16 protein-coding genes and 1 riboswitch are annotated in these 18,215 nt (G+C 64.9%); of the genes, 7 read left to right on the top strand and 9 right to left on the bottom strand.

Features of this window, described 5'->3' with window-relative positions:
• From PG892_RS17955 to PG892_RS17935, 5 genes are all read right to left on the bottom strand, one after another.
• On the bottom strand, positions 1–1,183 hold a 1,183-nt coding region (locus PG892_RS17955), incomplete at its 3' end, for an FAD-binding oxidoreductase (RefSeq protein WP_270825633.1).
• Positions 1,183–1,827: a LutC/YkgG family protein gene (locus tag PG892_RS17950; protein ID WP_198497482.1), complete on the bottom strand. Its 645-nt coding sequence runs from the start codon at positions 1,825–1,827 to the stop codon at positions 1,183–1,185. The genes PG892_RS17955 and PG892_RS17950, both read right to left, overlap by 1 nt.
• A gap of 1 nt (position 1,828) precedes the next feature.
• Entirely contained in the window at positions 1,829–3,265 is a 1,437-nt protein-coding gene (locus PG892_RS17945; protein ID WP_223917196.1) for a LutB/LldF family L-lactate oxidation iron-sulfur protein, read from the bottom strand.
• Entirely contained in the window at positions 3,258–4,079 is an 822-nt protein-coding gene (locus tag PG892_RS17940; protein ID WP_080989992.1) for a (Fe-S)-binding protein, read from the bottom strand. The genes PG892_RS17945 and PG892_RS17940 overlap by 8 nt, the downstream gene beginning before the upstream one ends.
• A gap of 12 nt (positions 4,080–4,091) precedes the next feature.
• Entirely contained in the window at positions 4,092–5,789 is a 1,698-nt protein-coding gene (locus tag PG892_RS17935; RefSeq protein ID WP_202007440.1) for an L-lactate permease, read from the bottom strand.
• A 61-nt stretch (positions 5,790–5,850) separates the two neighbouring features.
• On the opposite strand from PG892_RS17935, the gene PG892_RS17930 reads away from it, so the two are divergent.
• Positions 5,851–6,828 carry a LysR family transcriptional regulator gene (locus PG892_RS17930; RefSeq protein ID WP_081332093.1) on the top strand — a complete coding sequence of 326 codons (978 nt, stop codon included), beginning with the start codon at positions 5,851–5,853 and terminating at the stop codon, positions 6,826–6,828.
• A 15-nt stretch (positions 6,829–6,843) separates the two neighbouring features.
• Here PG892_RS17930 and PG892_RS17925 read toward each other — a convergent pair whose 3' ends face one another.
• Positions 6,844–7,638, bottom strand: a complete 795-nt coding sequence (locus PG892_RS17925; protein WP_010674369.1) for an alpha/beta fold hydrolase — start codon at positions 7,636–7,638, stop codon at positions 6,844–6,846.
• Between the two features lie 106 nt (positions 7,639–7,744).
• On the opposite strand from PG892_RS17925, the gene PG892_RS17920 reads away from it, so the two are divergent.
• Genes PG892_RS17920 through PG892_RS17910 form a run of 3 tightly spaced genes read left to right on the top strand, consistent with a single transcriptional unit; the run spans position 7,745 to position 8,995 of the window.
• The gene (locus PG892_RS17920; protein WP_039038958.1) at positions 7,745–8,116 is read left to right on the top strand and encodes an MmcQ/YjbR family DNA-binding protein; all 372 of its coding nucleotides are present in this window, start codon (positions 7,745–7,747) and stop codon (positions 8,114–8,116) included.
• A gap of 3 nt (positions 8,117–8,119) precedes the next feature.
• The gene (locus tag PG892_RS17915; protein ID WP_029314371.1) at positions 8,120–8,599 is read left to right on the top strand and encodes a GNAT family N-acetyltransferase; all 480 of its coding nucleotides are present in this window, start codon (positions 8,120–8,122) and stop codon (positions 8,597–8,599) included.
• Between the two features lie 60 nt (positions 8,600–8,659).
• Positions 8,660–8,995: a DUF3802 family protein gene (locus PG892_RS17910; protein WP_010674366.1), complete on the top strand. Its 336-nt coding sequence runs from the start codon at positions 8,660–8,662 to the stop codon at positions 8,993–8,995.
• Positions 8,996–9,298: 303 nt separating this feature from the next.
• On the opposite strand, the gene msrA is transcribed toward PG892_RS17910, so the two are convergent.
• The gene (gene msrA / locus PG892_RS17905; RefSeq protein ID WP_010674365.1) at positions 9,299–9,931 is read right to left on the bottom strand and encodes a peptide-methionine (S)-S-oxide reductase MsrA; all 633 of its coding nucleotides are present in this window, start codon (positions 9,929–9,931) and stop codon (positions 9,299–9,301) included.
• Positions 9,932–10,183: 252 nt separating this feature from the next.
• Here msrA and argA point away from each other — a divergent pair, with 252 nt between their 5' ends.
• Both argA and lysC read left to right on the top strand, forming a co-directional pair.
• The gene (gene argA / locus PG892_RS17900; protein ID WP_010674364.1) at positions 10,184–11,512 is read left to right on the top strand and encodes an amino-acid N-acetyltransferase; all 1,329 of its coding nucleotides are present in this window, start codon (positions 10,184–10,186) and stop codon (positions 11,510–11,512) included.
• A gap of 109 nt (positions 11,513–11,621) precedes the next feature.
• A riboswitch (Lysine riboswitch) is annotated at positions 11,622–11,846 on the top strand.
• 87 nt (positions 11,847–11,933) lie between these two features.
• The gene (gene lysC / locus PG892_RS17895) at positions 11,934–13,286 is read left to right on the top strand and encodes a lysine-sensitive aspartokinase 3 (RefSeq protein WP_052814901.1); all 1,353 of its coding nucleotides are present in this window, start codon (positions 11,934–11,936) and stop codon (positions 13,284–13,286) included.
• A gap of 114 nt (positions 13,287–13,400) precedes the next feature.
• Here lysC and PG892_RS17890 read toward each other — a convergent pair whose 3' ends face one another.
• Positions 13,401–14,495, bottom strand: coding sequence for a hypothetical protein (locus PG892_RS17890; RefSeq protein WP_010674362.1), 1,095 nt, complete (start codon positions 14,493–14,495; stop codon positions 13,401–13,403).
• A gap of 251 nt (positions 14,496–14,746) precedes the next feature.
• On the opposite strand from PG892_RS17890, the gene PG892_RS17885 reads away from it, so the two are divergent.
• A complete protein-coding gene (locus tag PG892_RS17885) occupies positions 14,747–17,017 on the top strand; it encodes an LTA synthase family protein (RefSeq protein WP_202007442.1) in 2,271 nt (756 codons plus the stop codon).
• Between the two features lie 479 nt (positions 17,018–17,496).
• Here the strand turns inward: PG892_RS17885 and PG892_RS17880 are convergent, their stop codons facing one another.
• Positions 17,497–17,814, bottom strand: coding sequence for a heavy metal-binding domain-containing protein (locus PG892_RS17880; protein WP_010674360.1), 318 nt, complete (start codon positions 17,812–17,814; stop codon positions 17,497–17,499).
• Positions 17,815–18,215: the final 401 nt, after the last annotated feature.

Below are 18,215 nucleotides of genomic sequence, written 5' to 3'. Positions count from 1 at the left end.
CCAGCGGGGCTGACGCCCCGGCGAAATTCCCCTCCCACCTACGTCGGAGGGAGTCCCCTTTCGCATTTAAGATGGCCCAGAGCCCGGCGCTGTCGCTGGTAAAAGGCACAGAGGCGACCTGGGCGAACTCGGCGGCCATGGCCGTCACCTGCTCGCAGCGATCCACCAACTCTTCCTTCGATTCCCCATGCACCTCGACAAGCAGGGCGCAGGCAGCCAGGTCCAGCACCTTGATAAAGTCCGGCAGACCGGGCTTGCCCGCCACCGAGCGCAGGGAGCGCCCATCCATCAGCTCCACCGCTGCCACCGGCGCACTTTTCAGGCGCGAGGTGGCCAGACACGCCTGCTCGGCGTCCCGGAACACCAGCAGGGCCGAGGCCTTGTGGGGGTACTCGGGCACGGTGTCGAGCACCACCTCGGCGATAAAGCCGAGGGTCCCCTCCGATCCGATCATCAGGTGGGTGAGGATATCGACAGGGTCCTCATGGTCGAGCAGGGCATTGATGGCGTAGCCGGTGGTGTTCTTGAGCCGGTACTTGTGGCGGATCTTGGCGGCAAGCTCGGCGTTCGCCAGCACCTCGGCGCGCAGGGCGGCGAGCCCCGAGAGCAGCTCCGGGCGCCTGGCCGCCAAGGCGGCGCGGCTCTGGGGGTCGCCGCTCTCCAGCACGGTGCCATCGGCCAGCAGCAACGTCATGGCGTGCAAGGTGTGATAGCTGTTGTGGGCGGTGCCGCAGCACATGCCGCTCGCGTTGTTGGCGGCGATGCCGCCCAGCTTGCAGGCGTTGATGGAGGCGGGATCCGGCCCAATCTTGCGCCCCAGGGGCGCCAGATAGCGGTTGGCATCGGCGCCGATCACCCCGGGTTGCAGGGCGATGCGCTCGCCCTCGTCCAGAATGCGGTGGCCGCGCCAGCTGTCGGTCAGGGTGATGAGCACCGAATCGCTCAGGGCCTGGCCCGAGAGACTGGTGCCGGCGGCGCGAAAGGTGCACGGCAGGCCCAATTCGCGGCACACCGACAGCACGAAGCGCACTTCATCCAAAGAGTCGAGGCGCACGATGCGCTCGGGCACCAGCCGGTAGAAGCTGGCGTCCGTGCCGTGGGCCAATCGCAAGTCCGGGTCGCTCACCAGCCGCTCGGGCGGGATGCGCGAGAGCACTGCTGCGTCAAATTCATTCCAGCCCATCAGCAATCCTCCACCAGCACGACCAAGAGGCGACTCGGGCCGTGGGCGCCGTAGGCCAGGGTCTGCTGGATGTCGGCGGTCTTGGAGGGGCCGGAGACCAGCAGCAGATTGGTGGGCATGGCCTGCTGCCAGCGCCCGGCCGCCACCAGCCCCGCCAGGTTGTCGGCGATAGTGGAAGCCGCCAGCAGGGCGATATGGCAGGGGGGCACAAGCGAAATAGTGCGCGGCTCGCTGCCATCGGGCAGCAATACGAGCGTGCCGGTATCGGCGATGGCCCCCGCGCAGTGGGTGATGCCCGCCTGACAGACGTCGAACAGATCGTCCTTCCAGCTCGCGAACTCGCCAGAGGGGGTCAACACAGATCGCCCGGCGCAGGCGGCCGCAACCACCGCCTGCCAGCGGCCACCCTGGCCACATGCCAGGCTCGTCACGCCCTCTTCATCCAGCCAGGCGGCCAGATCCCGGGCCAGGGTTGCCTGTTGGACTGTGAGGATCTCGGCGTGGCTGGCGCTGATCCCGGCAACAAAGCGCTCGCGCCGTTCCTGTTCATCCTCCCCGCGCCAGGGCTGCCAGCCATGGGGGGCGTGGGCAATGGGGGTGGCGGCGCCGCGCAGGCGGCTTAATATGGCCTCTTTGCTCGACATCTCAGGACTCCTTCTTCTTCTGGCGCAGCAGGGCGTGCAGGCTCTGGGGGGCGGGTTGGGGTGCTTCGCGGCACTGGGTCCAGGGGCCCAGGTGTTTGGGCATCAAGCCCCGCAGGCGACCGGCCACCCCGGTTGCGGCGTGGTAGAGGCGCGGGTGGGTAGCGGCAAAGGCAAAGCCCTGCATGGCAAGAGTCTCGAGTCGGCTCCTGGCCGCCCCCTGCCCCGCCAGCGGTTCGTGACCGGGCTGTGCGTCGTGCTTGGCCTCCCGGCGCAGGCGCTGCAACATGTCGGGAATGGGGATGCGCACCGGGCACACCTCGCCGCAGGCACCGCACAGGCTCGATGCGGTCACCAGATCGCTCGTGCTTTCCAGCCCCAGCAGATGGGGGGAGATGATTTTGCCAATGGGACCCGGGTAGATGGTGCCGTAGGCGTGGCCGCCGATGCGGGTGTAGACCGGGCAGTGGTTCATGCAGGCGCCGCAGCGGATGCACTGCAGGGTCTTGCGCAGCTCTTCGTCCCGGTAAGCCTGGCTGCGGCCGTTGTCGAGCAGCACTAGGTGCACCTCGTCCGGGCCGTCCAGCTCCCCTGCCCGGCGCGGGCCGCTGATGACGTTGAAGTAGGTGGTGATGGCCTGACCGGTGGCCGAGCGGGTCAGGGCGCTGTAGAGGGGCGGCACGTCGGATAAGCACTCCACCACCTTCTCGATGCCGGTGATGGCCACGTGCACTTTCGGCACCGTGGTGCACATACGCCCGTTGCCCTCGTTCTCGACGAGACACAGGCTGCCGGTCTCGGCCACCGCGAAGTTGACGCCGGAGAGCCCCATGCCGGCGCGGCGAAACTCTTCGCGCAGGGCCCGCCGCCCGGTCTGGATCAGGGCGTCCACGTCCGTGGTGGGGGTGAAGCCTTCCAGGTTGCTTGCGAAGGTGTCGCTCACCTCCTGCTTGTTCTTGTGGATGGCGGGCATGATGATGTGGGACGGGGTGTCGCCGTCGAGCTGGACGATAAACTCCCCCATGTCGCTCTCAAGGCAGCGGATGCCGTGGCGCGCCATCTCGTGGTTGAAGCCTACCTCCTCGCTCACCATGGACTTGCCCTTGACGATGCTGCTCACCCCGTTTTTTTGGGCGATACCGAGGATGATGGCGTTGGCCTCGGCCGGCGTCTGGGCCCAGTGCACCCGGATGCCGTTGCGCTCACAGTTGGCTTCGAGCTGCTCCAAAAGGTCCGGCAGGCGCGAGAGACAGCGCTGGCGAATTTGCTCCGCCGCATCGCGCACCGCCGCTTCTTCCTGCGGGTCGGCGAAGGCATCCCGGCGCTTGGCGCGCAGGTAATCCATGGCGCCGCGAAAATTCTGGCGCAGCACGGGGTCGGCCAGGGCCGCCTCGGCCTGGGGATGGAAGCGGCGCGGCGAATACTTGGCGTGATCAGACATGGGGCTGGGCCTCTTTGGTATGAGCCAAATCGCTAACAGCGGCGCCGTTATGAGCTATTTCGTCACTGTCGGGGCGGCTGTGGGCGAGCAGGAAGCTCGCCAGGTGGGTGGCAGGCAAGATCCTGCCCTGATAGGCCAGGGATCCCTTGATGTTCAAGAGGCACCCCCAGTCGGCGCTCACCAAGGTGTCGGCGCCGGTGGCCAGCAGGTGGCGGGTCTTGTCCTCCACCATGGCCTGGCTGATGTGGGGGTGGCGCACCGAGAAGGTGCCGCCAAAACCGCAGCACTCGCTCTCGTAGGCCTGTTCATGCAAGGTGACGCCATCGAGCTGCCCCAGCAGGCTGCGGGCCGTGGTGTGTACCTGCATCTCGCGCCGGGCCGAGCAGGAGGTGTGCATGACGATGCTCGCCTCCCCCACCCCGTGCCAGCGCACCCGGCAGACCCGGGCCAGAAACTCGGTGAGCTCGAACACCCGATCGCAAAAATCGGCCACCTCGGGGCTCTCGGGGAAGAGGCGGCGGTAGTGGTGGTGCATCATGCCGCCGCAGGAGCCCGACAGCACCACCACCGGCCAGGGCTCGGGGAAGAGCGCCATCTGGCTTTGCGCCACCTTGCGCGCCTCCTCCTCGTGACCCGAGGTGTAGGCCGGCTGCCCGCAGCAGGTCTGTTTCTCGACAAAGTGCACCCTTATCCCTTCCCGCTCGATCAGGGCGATGGCATCGAGCCCCGCCACCGGGTCGAACAGGTCCACCAGACAGGTGGCGTAGAGATAGACATCGGCCGGCTTGGCCGGGTAGACCCGCATTACCTTCATCACTTGCTCTCCTTACTTGAGCTGCAGCAGTGCGTCCGAGATGTGGAAGCTGTACATGAGCACCAGCCCGATAAGGCCGGTGACCAGCAGGTAGTAGAGGGTCGGCAGCGCCGTCTTGCGCAGCGTCGCCCCCTCACGGCCGAGCAGCCCCACGGTGGCCGAGGCCGCCACCACGTTGTGAATGGCGATCATGTTGCCCGCAGCCGCGCCGACTGCCTGCAGGGCCAGCATGGCGGCGGTGGAGACCCCCAGGGTCTGGGCCACCTCGAACTGGAACTGGCTGAACATCATGTTCGATACCGTGTTGGAGCCGGCGATAAAGGCCCCCAGCGCGCCGATGGTGGCGCTGAGCGCAGGGAAGAACTCCCCCACCAGCCCGGCGGCAAAATTCGCGGTGGTCACCGGCATGCTGGCGAGATCCGCCCCGTTGACGCCGGAGTTGATGAAGATGCGCACCATGGGCACGGTGAAGATGAGCACGAAACCGGCGCCGATCAGGGTGCGGCTGGACTCCCCCAATGCCCGACCGAAGGGGGCGAGGGAGCGCGACTGCAGCCAGGTGGCGAGCAGGGCGCAAAGTACCAGCAGGCCCCCCGGCAGGTAGAGCGGCTCAATGGACGCGCTGACCCCCTTCTCCCCCAAGAGGTCTGTGAAGGCGAGGCTCACCGACAAGAGGCTTGCCTTGAACTCCGGGCTCACCCGGCTCGCCACCAGCAGGAGCGCCAGCGCCACATAGGGGAGCCAGGCCAGCATGAGCGACATGGGGCGACCAGCGGCCTCTTTGAGATCGAGCTTGAGGGAACCCAGCCACTCGGCGGGCCACTCGTTCTCGGGGGCGAAATCCCAGGAGTTCTTGGGCACCAGAAAACCGGCTCGCGCCGCCGTCACCACCAGGGCCAGCCCCACCAGACCGCCGATGAGGGACGGGAACTCGGGGCCGAGCAGCATGCCGGTGAGGGCATAGGGGACGGTGAAGGCGAGCCCGGCGAATATCGCGAAGGGCAGGATGGAGAGCCCCTCTGTCCAGCTGCGGTTGCGGCCGAAGAAGCGGGTCAGCATCATCACCATCAGCACCGGCATCAGGGTGCCGACGGTGGCGTGAATGAGGGCCACGTTGGTGGTCACCTGCTGCAAATAGATGTCCCAGCTGCTGCCACCGGCGCTCAGGGTCTGGCCGATGGCCTGGTTATCCAGCCCCTTGTTGATGCCCACCAGGATGGGGGTGCCCACCGCGCCGAACGACACCGGGGTGGACTGGATCATCATGCCGAGCAGCACGGCGGCCAGCGCCGGAAAACCGATGGCCACCAGCAGCGGCGCGGCGATGGCGGCCGGGGTGCCAAAACCCGAGGCCCCTTCGATAAAGGCGCCGAAGCACCAGGCGATGATGATGGCCTGGATGCGCCTGTCCGGCGAGATGTTGGTAAAACCGCCGCGAATGGCGGTGATGGCGCCGGTGTGTTTGAGGGTGTTGAGCATCAGGATGGCGCCGAACACGATCCAGAGCACGGTCACCGTGATCACCAGCCCCTGCAGGGTGGAGGCGAAGACCCGGGTTGGGCTCATCTGCCAGCCCCAGAGGGCGATGAACACGGTCAACAGGAAGGCGACGGGCATGGCGCGCTTGGCGGGCCAGTTGAGGCCGACCAGCAGCACGGCGGCCACCAGGATCGGCGAGAAGGCCACCAGGGCCAGCAGGGTGTCTGTCATCATTGCGTCCTTGTCCAGAGGGGTGCAGAGGCGCACCTTGTTGTTGTTTTGTTAAGCGGACGTGACCTTACCCTGTTCCTTTTTCGCGATATATGGAAATAATGAACAACATTCGTTCCAAAAGTTGATCAATATGGCCAGTACCGACGACCTCATCCTCTTCGCCCAGGTGGTGGAGGCCGGATCCTTCAGCAAGGTAGCGGAACAAAATTCCCTGACAAATTCAGTGGTTAGCAAGCGGATCGGGCGTCTTGAGGAGGAGCTCGGGGTCCAGCTCCTCTATCGCACCACCCGCCGGCTCACCCTGAGCGAGGCGGGCAAGGCGCTCTATCAAGGTGCCAAAAATGTGAAGGCCGCCGCACTGGACGCCTTCGACGCGGTGGCGGGATTTGGTGAAAAGGTGAGCGGTCATGTGCGGATGTCGGTGCCCACCATCTCGGGGGAGCTCTTGCTCGCCGATGCGGTGGCCGATTTTTGCCAGCAGCACCCGGGGCTCACGGTGGAGATGTCGCTGGACAACCGCTTCGTCAACCTGGTGGAAGAGGGGTTCGACCTGGTCATTCGCACCGGCTATCTGGATGACTCGAGCCTGATTGCCCGCCACATCCTCGACTCCCAGTGGGTCATCTGCGCCGCCCCCGCCTACGTGCGCCGCTTCGGGGCGCCGCGGGAGCCGTCAGACTTGCTCACCCACAACTGCCTGCGCTACGCCTACCAGAGCACGGGGGCCTCGGAGTGGGCCTTCAAGGGGGAAGAGGGCAACTATCTGGTGTCGGTGTCGGGGAGCTTTTCAACCGACAACGCCGGCGCCCTGCGCAAGGCGGCGCTGGGGGGGCGCGGCATCGTCTATGTGCCGCGCTGTCTGGTCTATCACGACCTGATGCAGGGGGATCTGGTGGACCTGTTTCCCGATCAGGTGGGCAAGAAGCTCGGCATCTACGCCGTCTACCCCTTCACCCGCCAGCCGCCGCGCAAGATAAGGCTGCTCATCGAGCACATCCGCCAGCGCTATCTGGAGATTGGCCACTACTTCATCTGAGGCCCTTGCCGGGCCTCAGAGGGCGGATGACGCCGCCTGACGGGAGAGAAACGCCAGGGACTGGCGGTTGAAGTGATCCGGCTGCTCCACGTTGCAGACATGGCCGCACTTTTCGATGATTTCGAGGCGGCTGTAAGGGTCGCGGGCTACCTGCTCGCGCACCGGGGCGAGGAACATGTGATCCTCCTCCCCCATCACGTAGAGGGTGGGAATGGGTAGGGCCCGCTCTCGAAAGTAGCGCATCAGGGGGTTCACCTCGGTGGCGAGACGGAACCAGCGCTTGAACTCCTTCTGGCACAGCTTTCTGGCCTCGCGCACGAAGAGGTTGCGGGACTCCTGATGGTGCTGGCGCGGCATGATGATGAAGGCGAACAGGCGGTAGAGCCACATGTAGGGCAGGAAGTGCTGGCCGAGGCGGCCAAGCTGCACCAGCACCCGGGAGCGGATGTCGAGACGCAGGATGGCACCGCCGAGCACCATGCTCTTGACCCGCTCGGGGCGAAGCTCCGCCAGGTGGCGGATGAGGATGGTGCCAAGGGAGATGCCGACAAAATGGGCGTGGGGGATACGCAGGTGATCCAGCAGGCGCAGGATGTCCTCGGTCACGGCCCGAAAGCTGTAGTGCCCCTTTACCACCTGCTGCAGCTGGTTGGACTGGCCGTGACCGCGAAGGTCCAGCAGCAGCACGTTGAAGTGCTCCCGGTAGGCCCGCAACTGCTTGAACCAGATGGAGGAGCTGCCGCCCGCACCGTGCACGAACACCACCCAATCCCGATCGGGACCCAGTTCAAAGGTCTTGTGGTACAACATCTCATGGGCTCCCGGGGTGATGGGGGGTATACTCGGCGCGCATATTAACAGAAGGCTCACCCCGGTGAACATGCTTCCACCATGATCGGACCAGCCTGGAGTCCCCATGACCCTCGTTCAATTGCGTGAATTTTTGCTCAGCCAGCCCGGCGCCACCGAGGACACCCCCTTCGGCCCGGAGATCCTGGTCTACCGCATCGCCGGCAAGATGTTTGCCCTGGTGGACTGGCAGGCGGAGCCCCTCTCCATCAACCTGAAGTGCGAACCCGAGCTCGCCCTGCTGCTGCGGGAGATCCACCCCGAGGTGAAACCGGGCTGGCACATGAACAAGCAGCACTGGAATACGGTGACCCTGAGTGAAGGCCTGTCTGACGATCTCTGGCAGGGCTGGATAGTCCACTCCTATGAGCGGGTGGTGGCGGGTCTGCCCAGGGCGAAGCGGCCCCAGGCCCCCCGCGCGACCATCAGGGAGGGTTGATCCATGCCGTCTCTTTCTTCTCCTCGCATCGTCCCCCTCGAGGAGGCGCACATACCAAGGCTTTTGGATCTGTTCGAGCAGTCGGTACGCCGCCTGGGGCCTGCACACTATAGCCCGGAGCAGGTGGAGCAGTGGGCCAGGGGCGCCCATCACCCGGGGCTTGCCAGCCAGTTGCGCGAGCACCATGGCTGGGTCATCGAGCAAGACGATGTGCCCCTTGGCTTTGCCACCCTGAGCGATGACGGTCATCTCAGCCTGCTCTACGTGAGCGCGGATCATCCGCGCCAGGGGCTCGGCACCCTGCTGCTGGAGCGGGTGCTGGCAGCCGCCAGCCAGATGGGACTTGGCAGCCTCACCACGGAGGCGAGCGCCTTCAGCCTCGCTCTCTTCCTGCGTCACGGCTTCCTGCTGACCGGATTGGAGACGGTGGAGCGCGGCGGTGTCCAATTTATCCGCCATCGGCTCCACTGCCGCTTGCCATGACGGGTTCAGCCACTAAAATACGCACCATTTCCCCAAGGCAATGAAGAAAGGGCAGCCATCATGGTGGTAGAGAGCGACGGTTACATTGCGCTGATCGAGTATCTGGTAGAGAGTCTGGGTCTGTTCGAGAGCCAGCAACAAGGCGGCGGCGCCCAGACCATCGAGGATCTGGTGAGCAGCCGGGTGGCCGACAACCTGATGGCCATCTGCGAGCAGAACCCCCAGCTCGACCCCAAGGTGCGCTTCCTGATCATGCAGGAGGCCGATGCCGTGGTCGCCGACCTGGAAGAGGTGCTCTCCGCCGTCTGGTTGTCCGCCCCCAGCGAAGCCCAGCAAGCCTTCCTCATCGAGTTCATCGACCTCATCAAGAACCTGTTCGACAGCACCATCAGCTGACCCCCCCCCTGCCGTGACGGCAAGGGGACGAGATGCAATGAGGCGAGGAGTGAGGCGGGACGCCCAATGAAAAGGGCCGCCTCATCGGGCAGCCCTGCTTGCTAGCATTGTCAATTCATCGCGCTTGTCAGAGTAATGAATTTCGGGGCAAAAAAATGTGTCTGGTCTTGGCAACCATCCGTGGTCGCTACCCTGTTGGTCAGCCAGGGTTCAGTTTAGTTCCCCACCTGACGCATTTTTTTCAATTATTTTTCATCACAATGACACGGGGGCCTGATGGCCCCCGTGGTATGCAATGACGCCTCAGCGATTCAGGCTGGGAGGCAGGCAGACGCCGATGCCCCCCAGGCCGCAATACCCCTCGGGATTCTTCTCCAGATATTGCTGGTGATAATCCTCGGCGTAATAGAAGGGGGCCAGCGGCAGGATGCGGGTGGTGATGGTGCGCCCGTCACCGCTCGCCGTCATGGCCTGCTGGTAGGCGGCCAGGCTCTGCTGGGCAATCGCCTCCTGGGTGTCGTCCCCGACGAAGATGACGGAGCGATACTGGGTGCCGATGTCGCCACCCTGGCGCATCCCCTGGGCCGGATCATGGTGTTCCCAGAACAGCTTCACGAGATCCCCATAGCTGATGACCTTGGGATCGAACACCACCTGCACCGTCTCGGCGTGGCCGGTCAGGCCGCTGCACACCTCCTTGTAGGTGGGATTGGGGGTCAGCCCCCCCTGATACCCGGCGGCGGTGGAATAGACCCCGGGCTGCTGCCAGAACAGACGCTCCACACCCCAGAAACAGCCCATGCCGAACCAGGCAAGCTCCATCCCCTCGGGCCAGGGCCCCTGGGTCGGGTGGCCGTTTACTGCGTGCACCTGGCCAATCTCCAGCGCTTCCCGCCGTCCCGGCAGCGCCTCTGCCGGTGAAATAATCTGCTCCATATGCCCTGTCCTTGTATAAAACCCCGCGCAATGCGGCTGACGAAAAGGAACACCGAAGATATCAGGTTATTAGCCCGGATCAACCAGGGAGCGGCCCCCGGGGCGACCCTCCCGCCCTCGCCTGCGTCTTCCCCTCCCCGCCCGCACTGGTCAAAATGGCGACAAAAAAACACCAAGTCGATATTTAGTCTTGATTTGTGAATTTATTTTCATATATTGGGCAAATTGCTGCTTTTTTATGGAATGAAACACGTGCGTGAACGCGAACCCAGCTTGGTCCATGCCTTTCGGCAATCCACCCCTTATGTCAATGTGCACCGGGGTGCCACCTTCGTCCTGATGATCGGCGGGGAAGCCATTTGTCACCCCAATTTCGCCAACATCGTCAGCGACATCGCCCTGCTGCAGACCTTGGGGATCCGCCTGGTACTGGTGTTTGGTTCGCGTCCGCAAAATGACGAGGCCCTGGCCCGCGCCGGCATCCAGGCCCAGTATCACAAGCGGATCCGGGTCACCGACGATGCCAGTTTCGCCATCATCAAGCAGGTGTGCGGCGGTCTGCAATACGACATCACCGCCCAGCTCTCCATGGGGCTCGCCAACACACCCATGCAGGGGGCCCGCATCAGCGTGGTGAGCGGCAACTTCGTCACCGCCCAGCCGCTGGGTGTGGATGACGGCATCGACTTCTGCCACAGCGGCCGGGTGCGTCGCATCGATGTGGAGGGGATCACCCGCCAGCTGGATCAGCACGGCCTGGTGCTCATCTCCCCCATTGGCTGCTCGGTCACCGGCGAGAGCTTCAACCTGAGCTCGGAAGAGGTAGCCCGCCGGGTGGCGGTGGATCTCAAAGCCGACAAGCTCATCTGCTTCAGCAGCACCCAGGGGGTAATGGACAGGCACGGGGAGGCCATCTCCGAGCTCTTCCCCGAGCAGGCCGAAGAGCTGCTGGTGGCGCTGGAGCAGGCGGGGGAAGAGATGTCAGGCACCGCCCGCTACCTGCGCGCGGCCATCGCCTCCTGCCGGGGTGGCGTACCCCGCTCCCACCTGGTGAGCTATCAGGACGACGGCGCCATGCTGCAGGAGCTGTTCAGCCGCGAGGGGCTGGGTACCCAGATCGTGCGCGAAAGCGCCGAGCGGGCCCGGGCCGCTACCATTGAGGACATCGGCGGCATCCTGGATCTCATCCGTCCGCTGGAAGAGGAAGGGATCCTGGTGCGCCGCTCCCGGGAGCAGCTGGAGATGGAGATAGACAAGTTCACCATCATCGAGCGGGACGGCCTCATCATCGGCTGCGCCGCGCTCTATTGCTTCATGGAAGAAGCCATGGCCGAGATGGCCTGCGTCGCCATCCACCCGGAGTATCGCAACTCCAACCGGGGAGACACCCTGATCGCCAAGGTGGCCGAACGGGCCAGGCGGCTCGGCATCCGTCGCCTGTTCGTGCTCACCACCCGCTCCATCCACTGGTTCCGGGAGCGGGGCTTCGATCCCCTGGAAGTCGAAGATCTGCCGGTGGAGCGCCAGCGCTTCTACAACTGGCAGCGTCGCTCCAAGGTTTTGTCCAAGACCATTTCGTAACTGATTGATCTTGTGCCTGGTTACCGTCAATTTTGTTCTTTTTTACGAACTCGATTGACAGTGCAATCCAGACCAAGGTATTTGTACATGCACGCCACCTGTCACAGGTGGCACCAGAAGAGGAGCGCTGCCCAGGCAGCCCAGGGGAGGACACCAGTGTCCGGTGAACTTGGGTCAGGGGGAGCAGCGCCGAGACGAGGCGAGTGACTGGACACCGCCACGTCGGCTGCGGGGGCTGAATCCCCCGGGTTGTCATCGGTAGTGGTCATCCCACACCGCGCCCCACTTGGGGCGGGTACGGGATGGGCTCTGCAGGTGGAGTGCTTCTGGCCGGGATCCTCGCGTTTTCCTGCCATTTTTTGCCTCCTCCTCTCTATTTGCCCGATGAAACCGGATTTTCACCTTGAGACAGGAGTATGCAATGAACCCGATCAATGTCGCCAAGTTTGGCGGAACCAGCGTCGCCAATGCCGCGGCCATGAACCACTGCGCCGACGTGGTGCTGGCCAATCCGGCGACCCGGGTGGTGGTGCTGAGCGCCAGCGCCGGCGTCACCAACCTGCTGGTGAGCCTGGCTCAGGGTGAACTGGACGAAGCCGGACAGGATGCCCAGCTTGCCAGGCTTGCCGACATCCAGCTGGCCATTCTGGCCGCCCTTGGCAACCCGAGCGACGTGAGCGCCCTCATCCATGCCCAGCTCGGCGACATTCGCACCATGGCCCGTCAGGCCAGTCAGCACACCGACGCCGAACTCGCCGATCGCCTCATCGCCTGCGGCGAGCTGATGTCCACCCGTCTCTTCACCGAACTCCTGCACCAGCGCGGGGTCAAGGCCCAGTGGCAGGATGCGCGCCAACTGCTGCGCACCGACAGCCGCTTTGGCAAGGCCACCGTGGATCTCGCGGCGACCCGCGCCCTCTGCCAGCAGGCGGTGGGCCCGTTGCTGGGTGACAGCCTGGTCATCACCCAGGGCTTCATCGGTGCCGACGGCGATGGCCGCACTACCACCCTCGGCCGTGGCGGCTCCGACTACAGCGCGGCCCTCCTGGCCGAGGCACTGGACGCTGGCAGCATCGAGATCTGGACCGACGTGCCCGGCATCTACACCACGGATCCCCGCCTGGTTACCCGCGCCCGCCCCATCCCCGAAATCAGCTTCGTGGAGGCGGCGGAGATGGCCACCTTCGGCGCCAAGGTGCTGCACCCGGCTACCCTGCAACCCGCGCTGCGCCAGGACATCCCGGTGTTCGTGGGCTCCGCCAAGGATCCCGCCGCCGGTGGCACCTGGATCCGCGCCACCACCCGCAGCAACCCGCTGTTCCGGGCCGTGGCCCTGCGCCGCCAGCAGGTGCTGGTGACCCTGCACAGCCTCAACATGTTCCACGCCTACGGCTTCCTGGCCGAGGTGTTCGGCGTCCTGGCCCGTCACCGCATCTCGGTGGATCTCATCACCACCTCCGAGGTGAGCGTCTCCCTGACCCTGGATCACACCGGCAGCCAGAGCAACGGCGAACCCATCCTGAACGACAAGGTGCTGGCGGAGCTCGGCCAGCTGTGCAAGGTGGAAGTGGAGACCGGTTTCGCCCTGGTGGCGCTCATCGGCAACCGCATGAGCGAAGCGGCCGGGGTGGGCAGCCAGGTGTTCGACGCCATCCGCGAGCACAACATCCGGATGATCTGCTACGGCGCCAGCGCCCACAACCTCTGCTTCCTGGTCAAAGAGGACGAGGCGGGCCACATCGTCAACTGCCTGCACCGGGAACTGCTCGACTGAGTCGCCCCGGCGCTGGCACACCACAAGCCTCGTCCGCCCCATCACCCGGGGCGGCCTTCCCCACTCAGCAAAGAGGGGCGCCGCGGCGCCCCTCTTGTCACTCTTCTTTCACCATCAGCTGGTGACCAGGGTGGCCCGGGTGGGCAGCAGATTGGCCCGGATCTGCTCGCGCAGCCCTCCCAGCCGTTGCAGCAACCCGGCCTGACCGAGCCCCGCTTCGTCAGGGGCCAGATTGTCCACCAGGGCCGGGAAGTGCTCCCGTACCGCCTGCTCCAGCCAGTCGAGACGGCGCAAGGTGAGCGGGCCGCAGCTCTTGCCGCTGAGGTCGTCCAGGATGTCGAGCCGATGGCTGCGGTACATGTCGCGCCACCAGTTGGCCGCCAGCGCCTCGTCGCTTGCCAGCGCCGCACTCCACTCCCCCACCAGTCCCTGCATCCGCGCCAGCACGGGGGCGCTCGCCCCCTCCCGCGACAGGTATTGCAGCTCTCCCCTGGCCCAGGCGAGGCAGAGCTCGCGCCAGCGGCGAAACAGCGGCAAGGGATCCGCCTCGTCCAGCCAGAGCCCGGAGAGGGTGCGGGTTTCCAGCCGCTCAGGCACGTGGAAGTCGGGATCGGTGAGGCCGTTGGAGTTGAACTCGTGCAGGGGATCGAAGGGCCACATGTAGCCAAAATCGAACACCGAGATATGCTGGCCGTCATCCAGCAGGTTGCCCGGGCTCGGATCCCAGTCAAACCAGCCCCAGCGGGCCAGCTCCGCCTCCACCGCCAGCATCTGCGCCAGGTTGCGCTCGCAGAGCGTGCGCACCGGCTCCCCCCGCAACCAGGGGGAGACCAGCACCCCGGCCCGGGCGGAGCCGAAACTGGTACAGACCACGTTGGAGAGGATGGTGGGGTGCAGCTCCCGCAGGCTCTCTATCTCCCGACGCCGCTCCAGCTCGGTGAGAAAGGCGGTCTTGCCGTCCACATTGGCCACCAGAGAGTCCTGGCGGCAACGTTTCAGGCACCAGTGGTGCCCCTCCACCTTGAGATGGAACACCTCGGCGGTGAGCCCGTGACCGTAGACCTTGACGACGTCCGGGTGATCCTCGGTCAGCCGGACGAGCTGGGGCAGCGGCAGGGGGCAGTCCCGCTCCCGCCCGATCCGGATCTCTTCTTTGCTCTCCAGCATCTGGAGCAATCTGGCCTGACGCGCCGCAACTTTGGGATTCATACATGTACCTCCAACCGTTACTGAGAGACTAAACAGCGCCCCCCTCCCAGACCAGCAGCAAAGGCTCATGATGACGCTTTCATCACAGAATGAGTGCCCCTGGCGGATCGGGATCACAAATTGCTTCACAGTGCTCATCACGGAATATTCATCTTGTTGTCATCAAATTGACATCAAGGAACAAGCCACGCACCATCGGGTCAAAATAGAGGCAGTCGTCGCTGCCATGACCGCTCCAAGGATGAGCCCTTATGAATGCCCCCGTCACCGGCCACCGCCCCGCCTCCCAGCCCCTGGCCGGGCTGTTGCTGGGTCTGCTGACCGCCCTGCTGCTGCTGACCCTCGCCCTGCCGCTGCTCAACCCCGTCAGCTGGCTCGGGCGTGCCGCCCCCCTCATTCTGGGCCCGGCGGATCAGCCCATCGCGACCCTCAATCGCTACAGCCTGCTCTACAAAAGTGACAACCGGGGCTTCTATCTGGTGGTGCGCAGCCAGTGGCAACTGCTCAAACCCCTGCAGGAGGGAGACAAGGTGCGGGTGGAGCTGCTCAACGACAAAGGGGTGCGCATCGATCAGCTGAGCCAGGCGGTGGACAAGCGCCAGAAGTGCCGCAAGGAGCGCTGCACCCTGAGCCTCAACAGCGCCCTGCGCGCCCCCGACGACGCCCTGGACAGCCGCTACCAGCTGCGCATCGGGCTGCTGCTGGCAGACAGGCCGGAGAGCGCCGAATACAGCCAGATCCTCCAGACCCTGCCGGAGCGCGGTTTCAACCTCCTCTACCTGATGACCAGCCTGCTGCTGGTGCTGCTGGTGAGCGCCGCCGTGCTCAAGACCCTGCTGCCGCGGCTGCGCCGAAGCTACCGCGCCCGGGTGGCAGGCAGCCTGCTGCTCGGCAACCTCACCTTCGTGCTGCTCCACGGCTTCGTGGTGTTCAAGCTGGGGGAATTCCTGTTCTGGTCGGGCTTTCGGCCCGAGCACTACTACCTCGCCTGGGGCAGCATGGTGCTGGGCTGGAGCCTCTGCGCCCTCGCAGGCTTCAGCCTCTATATGGGGCTGCTCTTCACCGCCCTCTCGGGCATCGGGCTGCTCGCCAACTTCATGAAGATCGCCATCTACGGGGTGCCGCTGGGGGGGGACGATCTGGGCAACCTGCTGGCCCTGCTGCACATCCTGCTCGATCAGCACCCTGTGGTGCCGGTGCTCGTCGTGCTGGGGCTCCTCTTTCTGGTGTGGCGCTTCGCCCTCTCCCGCTGGATCCTGCGGGGCTTGCTGCGCACCACCGCCGCCACCGCCGCCTTCTTCGCCCTCTGCGTGTTCGCCACCCAGACCGGCAACAAGCTGCTCGGGGCCAACATCCGCTACGTGGACAGGGCGGTGAACTACCACAGGGACATCATCCGCGCCGGCCCCGGCCTCTACCTGTTCAACCTGGTGGACGAGATGCTGCAAAGCGGCAACGTGTTTCGCTACCCCTTGCAGATCAACGAGCGCACCCCGGAGCTGAGCCTGCCCGCCCAGCCCAGGGCTCCCAGCTTCGATCTGGTGATCGTGCTGCAATACGAGTCGCTCTGGCTTGACTGGCAGGGCCGTCTCTGCGCCCCCGCCCCCACCTTGAGCCTGCCCGCCAGCGTGGCCCAATGGCGCAAGACCATCCACTCCCCCACCACGGGGGGCATGACGGTGCTGGCGGAGTTCGAGATGAACACCGGCCTGCCGGTGGGCCTGCTCAAACAGGGGGTGGTGCCCTACTACTACCTCTCGGACAAGGTGCCCGGCCTTGCGCGCAGCGCAGCCCAAAGCGGCTACCAGACCCTGTTCGCCCACCCCTATGTGGAGAAGTTCTGGGGCCGCGCCAAGGCGATCCCGGCCCTCGGCTATCAGGAGCGCTGGTTCGATACCCGCTTCACCGCCCTCGAGCACAAGGGGCTCTACATCTCCGACGATGCCCTCATCGATCACCTGCTCAAACGCAGCAACCAGGACGATCAGCCCCTGTTCGCCTACGCGGTCACCATGCAGGGGCACGGCCCCTTCGACGGGGATCGCTACCGGGCCCAGCAGCGCAGCGGCGCCTGCCCGGATCAGAGCCCGGCGGATACCCAGTTGCTCAACACCTACTACACCGGGGTGGTGGATGCCATGGCCTCCCTGGAGCGGCTGCTCAAGACCCTGGACAACTCCGGCAAGCGCTACCTGGTGGTGGCCTTCGGGGATCACCAGCCCTTCCTGATGTCGGCGGGCAAGGGTATCCACGGCACCAAACCGCCACGGGATGCCAGCTACCAGATCCCCATGATGGCCTTCACCCGGGCCGGGGACGGGCTGGATCTCGCCCGCCAGTTCGGCCCGGTGCGCCAGCTCTACCAGATGGGGCAGGCCACAAGGCAACTGCTGGCGGGGGACCTCACCCCCATCCGTGACCAACCCCTGCTCCACCCGGTGCTCGGGGAGGAGAAAGGCTTCGACCCCTCCCCCCTGGTGCCGCAGATCCGCGCCAGCTTCCGGCCCGATGCATTGCCCTGATCGATTGAGACACGAGGGACACAGATCCTTGCAACACCTTCCGGGCCGATGCCCTGCCCTGATCCGCAGCGAACTAGCAGGCGACAAAGAGGTCGCCCGGGCGACCTCTATTTATGGGCGGGATGCGAGTACAGTGCCGCCTGCACCTCGCCATGTTGGTCCCGACCTGGGCTCTGCGACCCCTGACAGGTCATTTTTTGTTTAGATATATCAAACGATAACTCATTATCGAATAGCAAAATTGAACAACTTTGCCGACCTTCAGGCCCTGTGCCCCCCCATGTTCCCGCACCTTCTCCGGGCCGGGCCATTTTCTCCCTCATTCCCGGCCAGCCCAGAGCCATCGGAGCGTTCGATACGTTCAGGCCTTGAGCCCCACTCACTTGCGCCCACCTTTGCGCGTCACACCCAGCAAAAAGCCGACCTCGGGGTCGGCTTGTGACGGGGCGTTTGGCCATGCAGGGCCGGGCACTGGCGGGCTAGATCACCACGGCGGTGCCGCTGATGCTGACCATCAGCATGCTGCCGTTCTGGCCCACCACCTCGTAGTCGATGTCGATGCCCACCACGGCGTTGGCCCCCAGCGCCTGGGCACGCTCTTTGAGCTCCTCGAAGGCGATCTCCCGGGCCCGGGCCAGCTCTTTTTCGTAGGCGCCGGAGCGACCGCCGATGATGTCGCGGATGCCGGCGAACAGATCCTTGAAGATGTTGGCGCCGAGGATGGCTTCGCCCACGACGATGCCACGGTACTCGCGAATGGTCTTGCCTTCCAGGGTGGGGGTGGTTGAGAGGATCATGAGGTCTCCTGTGAGTTGGGCTGGGTGCGCGAAGCACCGTTGCCGTCATGGTAGCAAGGCGCTGGCCAAAGCATAAGCCCGGCGTGGTCAGGGGCTTCAAGCACAGCGTCCGCCAGGTTCATCAAGGAGCCATCCATAGGGCCTGTGTCGTGCCACTTTCCCCCGCACAGCGACCTTGGGCTCCGGTGCTGGGGAGAGGGCTTCCGGGCCACGATGAAAGCGGGGCCTTGATGATGCAGACACGACGGCAGCTGCTCCGGCCCTCTACTTCTTCGCCCTCAACTACGGCAGACGTTTCTAGCGTCGCTCCACGTCGGCCATAAAAAAAGGTTCATCGCGGCTTTCCGGGGAAGGCCGCCTTGATTTTCAGAAAAAAGTATTCTGAGTCCCTAAATCCATAT

Source organism: Aeromonas sp. QDB68, from assembly GCF_027707405.1.
Taxonomy (GTDB): Bacteria; Pseudomonadota; Gammaproteobacteria; order Enterobacterales; family Aeromonadaceae; genus Aeromonas; species Aeromonas caviae.
This window is presented reverse-complemented; position numbering and strand designations above follow the sequence as displayed.